Here is a 17,756-nt window from a genome sequence, read left to right on the forward strand (position 1 = left end):
CCGCACCGGGGACCTTGTGCGCTGGACCGGTGCGGGGTTGTTGGAGTATGTGGGCCGGGCCGATGACCAGGTCAAGGTGCGGGGGTATCGGATCGAGCCGGGTGAGGTGCAGTCCGCGCTGGCCGCGCATCCGCAGGTCGCCCAAGCCGCCGTCCTCGTCCGCGAGGACCGGCTGGTGGGCTATGTGGTGGCGCACAAGGGGGATGGGGCGGTCGATGGGCACCTGCTGCGCCAGTCCGTCGCCGAGGTGCTGCCGGAGTACATGGTCCCCTCCGCGGTGGTCGTCCTGGATGCCCTGCCGCTGACCGCGCACGGCAAGCTGGACCGGAAGGCGCTGCCCGCTCCGGAGTATGTCGTTGAGTCGGCGGCCCGCACGGGGGCCGGGTTGATGCTGCGGGCCCCGCAGGACCCGCGGCAGGAGATTCTGTGTGGTCTGTATGCCGACATCCTCGGTGTTCCGGAGGTCGGGCCGGAGGATGACTTCTTCGAGCTCGGCGGGCACTCCCTCCTCGCCATCCGGCTGGTCAGCAGGGTCCGCAGCGCGCTCGGTTGCGAGCTGACCATCCGGCAGGCGTTCGAGGCCCGCTCGGTGGCCAAGATGCTCAAGCTGCTGGACGGCGCGGACGGGGCACGCGAGGGGATCAGGGCACTGCCGCGTACCGCCAGGATCCCCGTCTCCTTCGCCCAGCAGCGCCTGTGGTTCCTGAACCGGTTGGAGGGGCCCAGCCCGACGTACAACATGCCCGTGTCGTTGCGGTTGACGGGTGAGTTGGACCCGGCGGCGCTGCGGGCGGCGCTCGCGGATGTGGTGGGGCGGCACGAGTCGTTGCGTACGGTCTTCGGTGAGGACGCCGAAGGGGCGTACCAGCGGGTGCTGCCGGTCGCCGAGGCGGTGCCGGTGCTGGAGGTGGTGCAGACCGGTGCGGACGGGCTGGACGCCGCGCTGACGGAAGCAGCACGGTACGGCTTCGACCTGTCCGCTGAACCGCCGTTCCGCGCCACCTTGTTCGAGGTCGCCGAGCAGGAGCACGTACTGCTGCTCCTCGTCCACCACATCACCGGCGACGGCTGGTCCATGCCGCTGCTCGCCCGGGACCTGACCGCTGCTTACGTAGCGCGCACGGAGGGCGCCGCCCCGGCGTGGCAGCCGCTGCCCGTGCAGTACGCGGACTACACGCTCTGGCAGCGCGACGTGCTCGGCGCGGAGGACGACCCGGACAGCTCCGCGGCCGGTCAACTGGCGTATTGGCTGGACCGGTTGGCTGGACTCCCGGAGGAGCTGGAGCTGCCTGCCGACCGTCCGCGCCCGGCGGTCTCCTCGCACCGCGGCGGCCGGGTCGCCTTCGACATCCCTGCGGACGTCTACCGCCGGGTCCGGGAAGTGGCCCGTGCCCATCAGGCGAGCCCGTTCATGGTGGTGCAGGCCGCCCTAGCGGCCCTGCTGTTCCGGCTCGGCGCGGGCGACGACATCCCGCTGGGCACGCCCATCGCAGGCCGCACGGACGACGCACTCGACGACCTCGTCGGGTTCTTCGTGAACACACTGGTGCTGCGCACCGACACCTCGGGCGACCCCAGCTTCGCAGAGCTCATCGGGCGGGTGCGGGACACCGCGCTGGCAGCGTACGCGCACCAGGACGTGCCCTTCGAGCGGCTGGTCGAAATCCTCAACCCCGAGCGGTCGATGGCCCGGCACCCGTTGTTCCAGACGATGATGACCTGGAACGCCGCGGACCAGTACCAGACCTTCGACGCCTCCGCCCGCCTCGACGGGCTGACGGTCACACCGCTCCCCGTCGGCACCGGCATCGCCAAGTTCGACCTGCTCTTCGCGTTCGTCGAGCGGTCCGCCGCGGACGGCGGCGCGCACGGCGCCACGGACAGCCGCCCGGACGCACTGCAGGGCATCCTGGAGTACAGCACCGACCTCTTCGACTGTGCCACCGCGGCCACGCTGGCCGAGCGTTTCGTACGCATCCTGCGGTCGATGGCGGACGCGCCCGCGCGCCGCATCGGCCAGGCCGAACTGCTGACTCCGGACGAGCGCGAGCAACTGCTCACCGCCTGGAACGACACCGCGGGACCCGTCCCCACCGCCACCCTGCCGGAGCTCTTCGAAGCACAGGTCGCGGGTACTCCCGCCGCTCCGGCCGCACTCGACGACACCGGCACTCTGAGCTACGCCGAGCTCAACGCGCGGGCCAACCGTCTCGCCCGGCTGATGATCAGGCAGGGTGTGGGCCCCGAGGAGTTCGTGGGCGTACGCCTGCCGCGCTCGGCCGACCTCCTCGTCGTCCTCGTGGCCGTCCTCAAGACGGGCGCGGCGTATCTGCCCATGGATCCCGAGTACCCGGCCGACCGGCTCACGTACCTGGTCGAGGACGCGGCTCCCATCCTCGTCGTCGACGAGTCCTGGCTCGCCGGCGCCGATACATCCGGCCTCGGCGAGAGCAACCTCACGGACGACGAGCGGCTCGCCCCCCTCGCGCCCCAGCGCCCGGCCTACGTGATCTACACCTCGGGTTCCACCGGCCGCCCCAAGGGCGTGGTGATGCCTGCCGGTGCGGTCGTCAATCTCCTGGCCTGGCACGGGCGCGCCGTTCCGGGGGCCGCGGGTGGGCGCACGGCACAGTTCACAGCCGTCGGTTTCGACGTGTCCGTGCAGGAAATGCTGTCCGCCCTGCTCTCCGGCAACGCGCTCGTCACCTGCCCGGAGGGCGTACGTCGCAGCCCCGATCAGCTGGCGGCCTGGCTCCAGGAGCACGGGGTGTGCGAACTCTACGCACCGAACCTGGTCATCGACGCGCTCGCCGAGGCGGCCCGGCAGCAGGACCTGTCCCTGCCGGACCTGGCGCACCTTGCCCAGGCCGGTGAGGCGCTGCGGCTCGGCGACGCCGTGAGGGCCCTGTACGGCGACGGATCGGGCCGTCGGCTGCACAACCACTACGGACCCACCGAGACGCATGTCGTCACCGCGTACACACTGCCGCAGGACGTCGGCTCCTGGCCCGCACATGCCCCCATCGGCCGGCCCGTGTCCAATGTACGGGCCTATGTGCTGGACGCCGGGCTGCGACCGGTGCCGGCCGGGGCGGCGGGCGAGCTGTACATCGCGGGCGCGGCCCTGGCCCGTGGCTATCTGAACCGTCCGGGCCTGACCGCCGAACGGTTCGTGGCCTGCCCGTTCGGGACGCCCGGCGAGCGCATGTACCGCACCGGCGACCGGGTCCGCTGGAACGGCGACGGGCAGCTGGAGTACCTCGGCCGAGCCGACGACCAGGTCAAGCTGCGCGGCTTCCGCATCGAACCCGGTGAGATCGAGGCGGTGCTGGCCGCGCACGAGGCGGTCGCCCGCGCGGCCGTGGTGGTGCGCGAGGACCGCCCTGGTGACAAGCGCCTGGTCGCGTACGTGGTCGGTGATGCGGACACCCGTACACTGCGCGCGCACGTGGCGCGGGCGCTGCCGGAGTACATGGTGCCGTCGGCGTTCGTCACTCTCGACGCCCTGCCGCTCACCTCGAACGGGAAGCTGGACCGGCGCGCCCTGCCCGCCCCCGCCCGCACCACGCAGGGCGGCAGGGGGCCGCGGTCGCCGCGCGAGGAGATCCTGTGCGGCCTGTTCGCCGATGTACTGGGCGTGGATCAGGTCGGCATCGACGACGGCTTCTTCGAGCTGGGCGGTCACTCGCTGCTCGCGACCCGACTGGTCAACCGGGTCCGTACGGCACTGAACGTGGAACTGTCGGTGCGTCAGCTTTTCGAGTCGCCCACGGTGGCCGGGCTCGGCGCCGGCCTGGACGCCGCCGGGCCCGGCACACGGGCCCCGGTCGTCCGCGCGGCCTGCCGCCCGGACCGCGTCCCGTTGTCGTTCGCCCAGGGCCGGCTCTGGTTCCTCGACCGGTTCGAAGGCCCCAGCGCCACTTACAACATCCCCACCGCGCTCCGGCTCACCGGCAGCCTGGACCGCGCCGCACTGCGGGCCGCGCTCGCCGATGTGGTGGCCCGGCACGAGGCACTGCGGACCGTCTTCGGCGAGGACACGGGCGGTGCTGCGGGCTCCGAAGGCCCCTACCAGCGCGTGCTGCCGGCGGACGAGGCCCGGCCCGTACTGGACGAGGTACGCACCGACGCCACCCGGCTCGACGACGAGCTGCGGTCCGCGGCCCGGCACTGCTTCCGCCTGGAGACCGACATCCCCTTCCGCGCGACGCTCTTCGAGCTGGCGGAAGACGACCATGTGCTGCTCCTCCTGGTGCACCACATCGCGGGCGACGGCTGGTCGATGGGGCCGCTGTCGCGCGATCTGACCACCGCCTACGCGGCCCGGTGCGCCGGGTGGGCTCCCGCGTGGTCCCCCCTGCCCGTCCAGTACGCCGACGTCGCCCTGTGGCAGCGCGAGGTACTGGGGACCGGGGACGACCCCGGCAGCATTCTGGCCGGGCAGATGGACTTCTGGCGCACGGCGCTGGCCGGCCTGCCGGCGGAGCTGGACCTGCCCAGGGACCGGACGCGGCCGGCCACGCCCTCCTACCGGGGCGATGCGGTGGAGTTCGAGGTGCCGGCCGGGCTGCACGAGCGACTGACGACACGCGCGCGGGAGAGCGGCGCGAGTCCGTTCATGGTGGTGCAGGCAGCGTTGTCCGTACTGCTGTCGCGGCTCGGGGCGGGGAACGACATCCCGCTGGGCACGCCGATCGCGGGCCGTACGGACGACGCGGTGGAGGACCTGGTCGGGTTCTTCGTGAACACACTGGTGCTGCGCGCGGACCTGTCGGGCGACCCCAGCTTCCGCGAGCTGCTCGCGCGGGTGCGGGAGTTCGACCTGGCGGCGTACGCGCACCAGGACGTGCCCTTCGAGCGGCTGGTCGAGGCCCTCGACCCCGAACGGTCGACGTCCCGGCACCCGTTGTTCCAGACCATGCTCACCTGGAACGAAGGCACGCTCCAAGGCCCCGCCGCGGGCCCGGCGCAACGGCTGCCGGAGCTGCCGGGGCTGTCGGTCTCCGGATACCCGGCCGGTACCGGCGTCGCCAAGTTCGACCTGTCCTTCGCCTTCGAAGAGCGCACTGCATCCGGACAGCGGACCGACGGCCCGCAGGAAGGCGCCGCAGGTCTGCACGGCGCCCTCGGGTTCAGCACCGACCTCTTCGACCGTGCGACGGCCACGCTGCTCGCCGACCGCTTCATCCGCGTGCTGGAAGCGCTGCTCGCCGACCCGGACATGCGGGTGGGCGCCGTGGATCCGCTGTCGGCAGCCGAGCGCGAGCTGATGCTGGAGCGGTGGAACGACACCGCACGCGAGCTGCCGGCGGCGGCGCTGCCGCAGCTGTTCGAGGCGCAGGCCGCCCGATCGCCGCACGCCACGGCGGTGGTGTGCGGGGAGACGGTGCTGTTCTACGCCGAGCTGAATGCGCGGGCGAACCGGCTGGCCCGGCTGCTCGTCGAGCGGGGCGCCGGTCCCGAGGCACGGGTGGCCGTGGTGCTGCCGCGCTCCGCGGACCTGGTCGTCGTTCTGCTGGCGGTGCTGAAGTCGGGAGCGGCGTACGTGCCGGTGGATCCGGAGTTCCCGGCGGAGCGCATCGCGTACATGATCGAGGACGCCGGTCCGGCGCTGGTGGTCGACGAGGAATGGATGGCCGGGGCGGATGCCGGCGCATTCGATGACGCGGACCTGGGGGCGGTGGACCTGTCGGCGCCCGCGTACGTGATCTACACGTCCGGGTCGACGGGGCGGCCCAAGGGGGTGACCGTTGAGCATACGGCGCTGGCGAACCTGCTCGTCTCCCTGGGCGAACGATGCGCCCTGACCCCGGGGGAGCGGCTGCTCGCGGTGACCACCGTCGGCTTTGACATCGCGGCGCTGGAGCTGTACGTGCCGTTGCTGGCGGGCGCGACCGTGGAGCTGGCCGACCGGGACACAGTGCGCGACCCGCGGGCCGTACTCGACCTGATCGTCCGGAGCGGCGCGTCGGTGATGCAGGCGACGCCCAGCCTGTGGCATGCGGTCATCGACGGCGCGGAGACGGCGGACGAGGCCGCATCGGTGCTGTCCGGCATGCGGGTCCTCGTCGGTGGCGAGGCGCTGCCCGCCGAACTGGCCGCTTCCCTGACCGCGTACGCGGCATCGGTCACCAATGTCTACGGGCCGACCGAGACGACCATCTGGTCGACGGCCGGCGCAGTCGACGGGGACCGAGCACGGCGTGGTGCGATCGGGCGGCCGATCGCCAACACGCGGGTGTACGTGCTGGACGCCTGGCTGCGGCCGGTGCCCGCCGGGGTCGCCGGTGAGCTGTACATCGCGGGGGCGGGCCTGGCCCGCGGCTATCTGCACCGTGCCGGGCTGACCGCGGAACGCCTCGTGGCTTGCCCGTACGGAGCGCCCGGCGAGCGCATGTACCGCACGGGCGACCTGGTGCGCTGGTCGGCCGACGGGGAGCTGGAGTATGTGGGCCGGACCGACCACCAGGTGAAGGTGCGGGGGCATCGCATCGAGCCCGGCGAGATCGAGGCCGTGCTGACCACCCATGACGCGGTCGCGCGGGCGGCCGTTGTGGTACGGGAGGACCGGCCGGGCGACCGGCGGCTGGTCGCCTACGTGGTCGGCGCGGCAGACGCGGCCGGCCTGCGGGAACACGTGGCGCGCTCGCTGCCGGAGTACATGGTGCCGTCGGCGTTCGTCACCCTGGATGCCCTGCCGCTGACCCCCAACGGCAAGCTCGACCGCAAGGCACTGCCCGCGCCCGACGCCGCGGCGCACCCGGAGGGCGGCAGGGGCCCGCGCTCGCCGCGCGAGGAGATCCTGTGCGGCCTGTTCGCCGAGGTCCTGGGCGTGGAGCGAGTGGGCATTGACGACGGCTTCTTCGACCTGGGCGGCCACTCGCTGCTCGCCACCCGCCTCGCAGCCCGTATCCGCGCCACGCTCGATGCCGAGCTGTCCGTGCGTCAGGTGTTCGAGCACCCGACGGTGGAACGGCTCGGTGCGGTCCTCGACCGGACAGCCGGCCGGTCCCGTGCGGCACTGACGAGAGTCGCCGCCCGCCCCGGGCGCATCCCGCTCTCCTTCGCCCAGCAGCGCCTGTGGTTCCTGCACCGGCTGGAGGGCCCGAGCCCCACATACAACATGCCGGTCGCGCTCCGCCTCACCGGCCCGTTCGACCGGGCGGCCCTGACGGCGGCGCTGGGCGACGTCGTGGCGCGGCACGAGTCGCTGCGCACGATCTTCGCCGAGGACGCACAGGGCGCCCACCAGGTCATCCTGCCGCCCGAAGCGGCCCACCCGGAGCTGCCGGTCGTCCGCACGGACGAGACCCGGCTGGCAGAGGAGCTGGCAGCGGCGGCGCGCTACGCCTTTGACCTGTCCGCCGAACCGCCGCTGCGCGCCTGCCTGCTGGAGCTCGACCCGCAGGACTGCGTGCTGCTGATCCTGGTGCACCACATCGCCGGTGACGGCTGGTCGACGGGCCTGCTGGCGCGCGACCTGTCGGCGGCGTACGCGGCGCGGTGCGCGGGGGACGCCCCGGCGTGGCCGCACGGACGACTGCCCATACAGTACGCGGACTACACGCTCTGGCAGCGCGAGGTGCTCGGCTCCGAGGACGACCCGGACAGCGTCATCGCCTGCCAACTCGCCTTCTGGCGGGAGGCGCTGGCCGGAGCCCCGGAGGAGCTGGAACTCCCGGTGGACCGGCGTCGCCCCGCCGTCGCCTCGCAGGTCGGAGGTCGCGTCGCCTTCACGGTTCCCGCGGAGCTCCACGAACGGGTGGTCGTGCTCGCACGGGAGAACCGGGCGAGCGTGTTCATGGTCGTTCAGGCGGCGCTGTCGGTGCTGCTGTCGCGGCTCGGAGCCGGCGACGACGTGCCGATCGGTACCCCCATAGCGGGCCGTACGGACGACGCGGTCGAGGACCTGGTCGGGTTCTTCGTGAACACACTCGTGCTGCGCACGGACCTGTCGGGCGACCCGAGCTTCGGCGAACTCCTCGGCCGCGTCCGGCAGTTCGACCTCGCGGCGTACGCGCACCAGGACGTGCCGTTCGAGCGCCTGGTCGAAGCGCTCAACCCCGAGCGCTCGATGGCCCGGCACCCGCTGTTCCAGACCATGCTCACCTGGAACAACGTCGACCACGAACGGGCCGCTGCGGCGGCCCAAGGGCTGCCGGGTATCACCGTGCGACCACAGCCCCTGCCGGTGGGCGCGGCCAAATTCGATCTGCTCTTCCGCATGGTGGAGCGAGTGAGTACGGAGCGCGCTCAGCCGGACGGGATCTCGGGCGTTCTGGACTACCGGACGGACCTGTTTGATCGGGTGTCTGCGGAGGCGTTGGTGGGTCGGTTGGTGCGGGTGTTGGAGGCGGTGGTTGCTGATCCGGGGGTGCGGGTCGGTGCGGTGGATGTGCTCTCCGAGGCCGAGCGTGGGTTGGTGTTGGGGGAGTGGATTGCTACGGCGCGGGATGTGCCGGTGGTGGCGTTGCCGCAGTTGGTCGAGGCGCAGGCGGCCCGGTCGCCGCGTGCTACGGCGGTGGTGTGCGGGGAGACGGTGCTGTCGTATGCGGAGCTGAATGCGCGGGCGAATCGTTTGGCCCGGCTGCTGGTGGCGCGGGGGGTGGGGCCGGAGGTGCGGGTGGCGGTGCTGTTGCCGCGCTCCGCAGACCTGATCGTCGTCCTGCTGGCGGTGGTGAAGGCGGGGGCGGCGTATGTGCCGGTGGATCCGGGGTATCCGGCGGAGCGGATCGCGTATGTGCTGGAGGATGCGGCGCCGGCGTTGGTGGTTGATGAGGCGTGGCTGGCCGGTGTGGGGATGGAGGCGGAGGCCTTCTCGGTGGATGATCTGAAGCCGGTGGGGCTGTCGTGGCCGGCGTATGTGATTTTCACGTCGGGGTCGACGGGGCGGCCGAAGAGTGTGGTGGTGGAGCACCGGTCGCTGGGGGCGTATCTGGTGCGGGCGCGTGAGGTGTATGGGGATGCGGCGGGGGTGTCGTTGCTGCATTCTTCGGTGTCGTTTGATTTGACGGTGACGGCGTTGTGGGGGCCGTTGGTCTCCGGTGGTGCGGTGCGGGTGGCGGATTTGGAGGAGGGGGTGGCGGAGTCGGGTCCGGTGGCGTCGCTGGTGAAGGTCACGCCGTCGCATTTGGGGTTGTTGGAGGCGTTGCCGGGGGCGGTGTCGTCGTCGGGGACGTTGTTGGTGGCGGGTGAGGCGTTGCGGGGGGAGGTGCTGCGGGATTGGCGGTCGGCGCATCCGGGGGTGCGGGTGATCAATGCGTATGGGCCGACGGAGACGACGGTGACGTGTGTGGAGCATCATTTGGAGCCGGGGGTGGCGGTGCCGTCGGGTGTGGTGCCGATCGGGCGGCCGTTTTGGAATACCCGGACCTATGTGCTGGATGGGGCGTTGCGGCCGGTGCCGCCGGGGGTGCCGGGGGAGTTGTATGTGGCGGGGGTGGTGTTGGCCCGGGGGTATCTGGATCGTCCGGGGCTGACCGCGGAGCGCTTTGTGGCCGATCCCTATGGGGCGTCGGGGAGTCGGATGTATCGCACCGGGGACCTTGTGCGCTGGACCGGTGCGGGGTTGTTGGAGTATGTGGGCCGGGCCGATGACCAGGTCAAGGTGCGGGGGTATCGCATCGAGCTGGGCGAGGTGGAGGCGGCGCTGCTGGCTGCCGGTGGGGTGTCGCGGACGGCGGTGGTGGTGCGGGAGGACCGCCCCGGTGATCGGCGTCTGGTGGGGTATGTGGTGGGCACGGCCGATACCGCCGGGCTGCGGGAGCGGCTGGCGCGGGTGCTGCCGGAGTACATGGTGCCCTCGGCGGTTGTGGCCCTGGAGGCGCTGCCGCTGACCCCCAACGGCAAACTCGACCGCGCCGCCCTCCCCGCCCCCACCTACACCCAGGAGCATGCCCAGGCGGATACTCCTGACATCGCCACCGTCCCGCTCCCCGCGCAGGACCCACGGGAGGAGATCCTGCGCGGGCTCTTCGCCGAACTGCTCGGCGTGCCTCATGTCACGGCGGACGACGACTTCTTCGATAGGGGTGGGCATTCCCTGCTCGCCATCCGCCTCGTCAGCCGGGTGCAGAGCGTGTTCCGGGCCAAGCTCACCATCCGACAGATGTTCGAGGCCCGTACGGTGTCGGGACTGTTGAAGGTGCTGGACGGAGCGGAGGAGGCGCGGCCGGGGGTGACACCGGTGCCCCGCCCCGAGCGCCCACCGCTGTCCTTCGCACAGCAGCGGCTGTGGTTCCTCAACCGGCTCGAAGGGAGAAGCCCGGCGTACAACATCTCCGTGGCCCGGCGCTTCCACGGCACCTTGGACCGCGACGCACTGCGGGCGGCGCTGGACGATGTCGTGGCGCGGCACGAGAGCCTGCGTACGGTGTTCGCCGAGGACGCCGACGGCCCGTACCAGCGGATCCTGCCCGCCGACCGGGCGCGGGCCGAGCTGCAGATCGTGGCTGCGGACGAAGCGGGGCTCGACGAGCGGTTGCGGGCCGCGGCCGCCCACCGGTTCGACCTGAGCAGTGACCTCCCGATCCGGGCCTGGCTCTTCACGCTCGGGCCGCAGGAGCACGTCCTGCTGCTCCTGGTCCACCACATCAGCGCCGACGGCTGGTCCATGGGGCCGCTTGCGCGGGACTTCGCCGTCGCCTACTCCGCGCGGTGCGCTGGCCGAGCCCCCGAGTGGCCGCAGCTGCCGGTCCAGTACACTGACTACACCCTCTGGCAGCGCGACCAGCTCGGTTCCGAGAACGACCCGGACAGCCAGATAAGCCGCCAACTCGCCTACTGGACGCGCACGTTGGACGGGCTGCCAGCCGAACTGCGGCTGCCGGCCGACCGGCCGCGTCCCTCGGCCACCTCGTACACCGGAGGGCGCGTCGCCTTCGAGGTCCCCCCGGAGCTGTACGCACGGCTGGTGACGGTGGCACGGGAGAACCAGGCCAGCGTCTTCATGGTGGTGCAGGCGGCACTGGCCACGCTGCTGTCCCGGCTGGGGGCGGGGGTGGACATCCCCATCGGCACCCCGATCGCCGGCCGCACCGGCGAGGAGGTGGCGGACCTGGTCGGATTCTTCGTCAACACGCTCGTGCTGCGGACGGACCTCTCCGGCGACCCCACCTTCAAGGAACTGATCGGTAAGGTGCGGGAAACCGCCCTGGACGCCTACGCGCACCAGGACGTTCCCTTCGAGCGCCTGGTCGAGGTCATCAACCCGGAACGCTCGATGGCCCGGCACCCGCTCTTCCAGGTGATGCTCGCCTTCAACAACACCGACCAGCAGGTCGCCCGCGCGTCCGTCCAGCGGCTCCCCGGAGTGACGGTCACCGGCCAGGGCGTGGGTTCGGCCATCGCCAAGTTCGACCTGATGTTCGCCTTCGCCGATGCGTACGGCGACGAGGGCACGGTCACCGGGCTGAACGCGGTCCTGGAATACAGCGCGGACCTGTTCGACCGGAGCACCGCGGAATCCCTCACCGAGCGCTTCCTGCGGGTGCTGCGCACCTTGGCGGACGCGCCCGGCACCCCGGTCGGACGGGTCGACGTACTGGACGGCGCCGAGCGGGGCCGGATGCTGGACCAGTGGAACGACACCGCGTGCGAGGTCCCTGCCGCCACCGTGCCGGAGCTGTTCCAGGCGCAGGCGGCACGGACGCCGGATGCCGTCGCGGTGGAATTCGAGGACACCCGACTGACGTACGCCGAGCTCGACGAGAGGTCCAACCGGCTGGCCCATCTGCTGCACGACCAGGGGGTCGGGCCGGAGAGCCTGGTGGGGGTCTGCCTGCCGCGCTCGGCGGAGATGGTCGCCGCACTGCTGGCGATCCTCAAGGCGGGCGGCGCCTATGTACCGCTCGACCCCGACTACCCGCTGGACCGCATCCGTTACATGGTCCAGGAGTCGCGGGCAACGGCCCTGCTGGCCACTGCCGCCTCGGCTGACCTGGCGGCGGAGGCGGGGGGCGCACTGGGGCTGGAGCCGCTCGTGCTCGACGCGCCGGACCTGGCGCCGGCCCTCGCTCACTGCCCGGGAGGTCGGCCGCCTGCGGCCGGGGTACACGGCGCGCCGGCCGCGGAGAACACCGCCTACGTCATCTTCACCTCCGGCTCCACCGGACGCCCCAAGGGCGTCGTGGTGACCCACAGGAACGTCGTCAACCTGCTGCAGGCGATGCAGAGCCGGCTGCACCTCGGCACGGCCGACCGCCTGCTCGCCGTGACCACCATCGGCTTCGACATCTCCAACCTCGAGCTCTACGCGCCGCTGCTCAGCGGCGCGCGGGTGGTCCTGGCCGGTCAGCAGGCGGCCAAGGACCCGGCGGCACTGGCCCGGCTGATCGAGCAGCGCCGGATCACCGTCATGCAGGCCACCCCCACGGCTTGGCAGATGCTGGCCGCTGACCATGCCCCGTCGCTCGCCGCGGTGCGCAAGCTCGTCGGCGGCGAGGCCCTGACCGGCGCGCTGGCACGGCAGTTGTACGCCACGGGCAGCGAAGTGACCAATGTGTACGGCCCTACGGAGACCACGATCTGGTCGACGGCCGCACTGCTGGACGGGGCGCCCCAAGACGCGGCGGCCGGGGAGGTGCCCGGCAGCCAGGCACCTCCCATCGGCCGGCCTCTGGACAACACCCGCGTCTATGTGCTGGACCGGTCGCTGCGCCCGGTGCCCGCCGGTGTCGCCGGCGAGCTGTACATCGCAGGATCCGGTGTGGCCCGGGGATACCTCAACCGCCCCGGCCTGACCGCCGAACGATTCGCGGCCGACCCGTTCGGCGCCCCGGGCACCCGCATGTACCGCACGGGCGACCTCGTACGGTGGCGGGCGGACGGCGAGCTTGAGTTCGTCGGCCGGGTGGACCACCAGGTGAAGATGCGCGGTCACCGTATCGAACTCGGTGAGGTGGAAGAGGCGTTCTCGTCCCACCGGGCCGTCCGCCAGGCCGCCGTGGTACTCCGCGAGGACCGCCCCGGCGACCACCGGCTGGTGGGCTACGTGGTGCCCGACACCCACGCGCTGGAGCCGGCCGGTGCAGAGGAAGAGCAGGTCGCAGCTTGGGAGGCGACGTACGAGTCCTTCTACCGGGAACCCGGATCCGCCGTCTTCGGCGAGGACTTCGGCATCTGGCGGAGCAGCTACACCGGCGAGCCCATTTCCCTCGCGGAGATGGCGGAGTGGCGGTCGGACGCCGTCGAGGACATCCTGGCACTACGCCCGCGCCGGGTCCTGGAGATCGGTGTCGGCACCGGATTGATCCTTTCCAAGGTCGCACCGTATTGCCAGTCGTACTGGGGGACGGACGTCTCGTCGTCGGTGATCGGGAGATTGCACGGCCAGGTGACGCAGGTCCCGGAACTCGCCGGCCGGGTGCAGCTGCGGACCCGGGCGGCGCACGTCGTCGACGGGCTCCCGGCCGGCTTCGACACCATCGTGCTCAACTCGGTCGTCCAGTACTTCCCGAGCGCGGACTACCTCTCCGACGTGCTGCGCAAGGCCGTCGGCCTGCTCGCCCCTGGTGGCCGGATCTACGTCGGTGACGTGCGCAATCTGCATCTGCTGCGCTGCTTCCGCGGTTCGGTGGAACTGTCCCGGGGCGGCGCGCGGCCCGACCCGGAGGAGCTGGAACGAGCCATCGACCGCAGCGTCGCGCAGGAGGAAGAGCTCCTGATCGCCCCGGAGTTCTTCACCGCCCTACACACCGCTGGCATCCCCGCGTACTGCTCGGACATGCAGGTCAAGCGCGGCCGGTACGACAACGAACTGTCCCGCTACCGTTACGACGTGGTGCTGTCCATGTCCCCGGCCGAGCCGTACTCACTGCGGACGGCACCGCGGCTGAACTGGGACCGGGAGATCGCCGGCCTGGACGAGCTGACGACGCACCTGAGGGAGCGGTGCCCCGCCGCGCTGAGGGTCGTCGGTGTGCCCAATGGCCGGGTGGCCGGACAGTTGGCCGAGCTGGCAGCGGCACTGGCCGGGCAGGATGGTACCGGGACGCACCGGTCCGGCGGCGGTGGGGGCCCGACGGACGCACCGTCCCCGGCGGCCTTCCGCGAGGCCGGCCGCGCCCTCGGCTACCGGACCTTCGTGACCTGGTCGGGCACCGGCGGCGAGGGCGACCTGGACGTCGTCCTCGTCGAGGAGAGCCGGCTCACCGCGGAAGCGCTGACCGGCATCTACGCACCGGCCGACGCGCCCGGTCCCGCGCCGGAGCAGGCCCGGAACCACTCGCTGCGCCGCTGGACCAACGAACCGGGCCGCCGGCGCGCGGGCCACGCCCTCGGCACCGCGCTCCGTACCCACCTCCAGGAGACCCTGCCCGACTACATGGTGCCGTCGGCGTTCGTGACCCTGGACACGCTGCCGCTCACCCCGAACGGCAAGCTCGACCGCAAGGCCCTGCCGGCACCGGAGTACGCGGCCACGGCGGGCCGGGAGCCGCGCGGCCCGCGCGAAGAGATCCTGCAACGGCTCTTCAGTGAGGTCCTGGACGTCGCCCACGTGGGGGTCGACGACGACTTCTTCGCACTGGGCGGCCACTCGATGCTGGCCGCCCGGCTGCTGTCCCGGATCGGCGCCGTGCTCGGGGTGGAGCTCAGCGTGCGGAACCTGTTCGAGGCACCGACGGTCGCCTCGCTGGCGGCGGACATCGACCGGAGGAACGAGGACCGCGACGCGTTCACCGGCCTGCTGCCGCTGCGGCGACGCGGTGGCAGGGCCCCGCTGTTCTGTGTGCATCCGGCGGCCGGACTCGGCTGGTGCTACGCGGCTCTGCTCACGCACATCGATCCGGACGTGCCCGTGTACGCGCTCCAGGCGCCGGGGGTACGCCGGGGCAGCGGCATTGTGCTGCCGTCGGTGGACGCGATGGCCGACGAGTACGTACGCCGTATCCAGGAAGCGCAGCCGGAGGGGCCGTATCGGCTCCTGGGCTGGTCGTTCGGCGGTCATATCGCCCACGCCATGGCCGTACGGCTGCAGCGGTCCGGCGTGAAGGTGGAGCTCCTCGCGCTGCTCGACGCCTTCCCGCCCGCCCGGCAGCCGGGTGTCGGACAGGGTGGCGCCGAGGAGAGCGAAGTGGAGATCGTGGCCAGGAATCTCCGGGCCATAGGCTTCGAGTTCAGCATGGCGGAGCTGACCGAGGGAGATTTCCCGATCGAGCGCTACCGGGAATTCCTGCGTCATGAGAACAGGTCCCTGGCGCAGCTTGAAGCGGACGAGATCCTTGCCGTGAAGGACGTTTACGTGAATAACGTCCGGGTCATGCGCCGGTACGTCCCCGGACGCTTCGACGGCGACGTGCTGTTCTTTTCCGCGCGTGCTTCGGAGGAGGCCCGCCGGCGGCGGGGCGCGAGTCCCTGGAAGCCCTATACAGCGGGAGAGTTCGAAAACTATTATGTCGACGTCGAGCACGAGGAAATGCTGACAGATCCCTCCTCGGTTGCCCGCATCGGCAGGATCCTCGGCGAACGACTGTGAGCGCCGAACAACTGTGAAGTGTGTCTGTCCATCTCGGTCAGTAAGGCAAGTAAGGGAGTTGTAGGGTGACGAACCCGTTTGAGGACGCCGACGGCACGTACCTGGTTCTCGTCAACGACGAAGGTCAGTACTCGCTTTGGCCGTCGTTCGCCGAGGTGCCGGCCGGCTGGCAGGTCAAGGTCCAGGAAACCGACCGCCAGACCTGCATGGACTACATCAACGAGCACTGGACCGATATGCGTCCGAACAGCCTGATTGCCGCAATGGACGGGAAGGCCTCCTAGTCCGGCACGTCGGCCGCTCCTGGTGTGCCGATTCACCCTGACTTTCGTCAGGGTGAATCGGACACTTTCGTCCGATGCCCTTGCCGCCGATTTCCCTTAGATTTCCTCCGACTACCGGGAGAGATCGACAGGCGTGGCGGCGCCGTTTGCGCGGCGGCCGTGCGCCCAGAGGGGGTTGAAGCGCAGCGTGAAGACATGGTCTGTGCGGATCGTTGTCGGCGGACTGGTTCTGCTGACGGTCGGCTGGCTGCTGAGCATGCGGGTGACGCCGGGATCGGGCGAGGAGAATCCCGGCGCCGGCGCGTACCGCGACATCACGTCGTTCGCGGCGGAGTCGCCCGCCTGGCTCCAGAAGCTCGCGGAAATCGGCACCGAGGCAGGCATCCTGGTGTGTCTCGCGCTGGCCGTCATCGCCTGCTGGCGGGCCCGGAGCGAGCACCACCGGAAGATGGCGGCGGCGCTGCTCGTCCCGGTCGCCACCGGGGTCGCCTATGTGCTGAGCGAGCTCGTCAAGAGCGGGATCGAGGAGGAGCGCCCCTGCCGGGCCGTCGCCCGGGCACACCCGATCGCCGAATGCCCGGAGCTGGGCGACTGGTCCTTTCCCAGCAACCACTCGGTGATCGTCGCGGGCCTCATGGCAGCGCTGTTCCTGGTCTGGCGGGCCGGGGCCTGGCTGGCGCTGCCGATCGCCGTCCTGACCGCATTCTCCCGGGTCTACCTGGGAGTGCACTACCTGCACGACGTGGTGGCGGGCTTCCTCGTCGGCGCGGTCGTCGCGCCCGTCGTGCTCCGGCTGCTCATCCGGCCGGGGGAGTTGATTGTCGCGCGGCTGCGGGCCGTCGATGTGCTGCGGCCGGTCCTGACGGCGTCCGGCCCGGCCGGCGCTTCCACGGCGGCGCACGCCGCGGACACGCGCACCGTACGTGCGCCCGCCCACAGCACGCACACGGAAAACACGCACACGGAAGACACGCACACCGGAAACACCCGCGCCGAAGGCACGCGCCCATGAACGTGCCACCTCATTGATCACCATTACGGGAGGGGATGCACCGTGACCGCATCGGCCTGGAAACCGCTGGAAATACGACCCGAGGGCATTGCCCCCAGCGCACAGGGGCTGGTCGAGTACCTGCGGGACCGGACGGACTTCGCCGACGTGCTGACCCGCGAGAAGGCCGTCGTCTTCCGCGGTTTCCACGTGGCCGAGCAGGAGCTGGAAGCGGTGATGGACCTGCTCCTGCCGAACCGCCTCTCGTACCTGCACGGCACCTCTCCGCGTACCAAAGTGGGCGCCAATGTCTACACCTCCACGGAATACCCGCCGGAGGAGACGATCTCCATGCACAACGAGCTGTCGTACAGCCACGAATGGCCGTCCCGGCTGTTCTTCTACTGCGCCACGGCCCCGGCCACGGGCGGCGCCACCCCGGTGGTTGATGGCGGGCTGTGGCTCGACTCGCTCGACCCGGAGGTGCGGGAGGCGTACGCGGGCGGCCTGCGCTACATCCAGAACCTCCACGACGGTCTGGGTCTGGGCCGCAGCTGGAAGGAGGCCTTCGAGACCGAGGACCGGGAGGCCGTGGAGTCCTTCCTCGATGCGGGGCAGGCGGACTGGAAGTGGCTTCCGGACGGAACCCTGCGGATCATCTCGCAGGTACAGCCGGCCACGATCAAGCACCCGGTCACCGGTACGGAAGTCTGGTTCAACCAGTCCGACCAGTTCCACCCCGCGGCCCTCGGGGACGAGGTGGCGGCCGAGCTGGCCCAGATCATGCCGCCCGAGGAACTGCCGCAGTCCGTCTCCTTCGCGGACGGCAGCCCCATCCCCGACGAGTACGTGCTCCAGGTGCGCGACCGCGGCCTGGCTGCGGCCGTGAACGTCGACTGGTACGAAGGCGACCTGATGGTGATCGACAACGTGGCGGTCGGCCACGGGCGTCGGCCCTTCACCGGTGACCGGCGGGTGCTGGTCGCGATGTCCGGCTGACCCGAGG

The 17,756-nt window shown here is 71.2% G+C and carries 3 protein-coding genes and 1 pseudogene; all 4 read left to right on the forward strand.

Annotated elements, in window-relative coordinates:
- Nucleotide 1: 1 nt before the first annotated feature.
- Nucleotides 2–15,475 (forward strand): annotated as a pseudogene (locus KHP12_RS39560) (amino acid adenylation domain-containing protein); the annotation flags it as partial.
- Between the two features lie 65 nt (nucleotides 15,476–15,540).
- The gene (locus KHP12_RS39565) at nucleotides 15,541–15,759 is read left to right on the forward strand and encodes an MbtH family protein (protein WP_086879371.1); all 219 of its coding nucleotides are present in this window, start codon (nucleotides 15,541–15,543) and stop codon (nucleotides 15,757–15,759) included.
- Between the two features lie 187 nt (nucleotides 15,760–15,946).
- Entirely contained in the window at nucleotides 15,947–16,771 is an 825-nt protein-coding gene (locus tag KHP12_RS39570) for a phosphatase PAP2 family protein (RefSeq protein WP_244202466.1), read from the forward strand.
- Nucleotides 16,772–16,813: 42 nt separating this feature from the next.
- On the forward strand, nucleotides 16,814–17,749 hold the full coding sequence (locus tag KHP12_RS39575; RefSeq protein ID WP_086879372.1) for a TauD/TfdA family dioxygenase: 936 nt from the start codon (nucleotides 16,814–16,816) through the stop codon (nucleotides 17,747–17,749).
- The last annotated feature ends 7 nt before the right edge of the window (nucleotides 17,750–17,756 follow it).

It is taken from the genome of Streptomyces asiaticus (assembly GCF_018138715.1).
Lineage (GTDB): Bacteria > Actinomycetota > Actinomycetes > Streptomycetales > Streptomycetaceae > Streptomyces > Streptomyces asiaticus.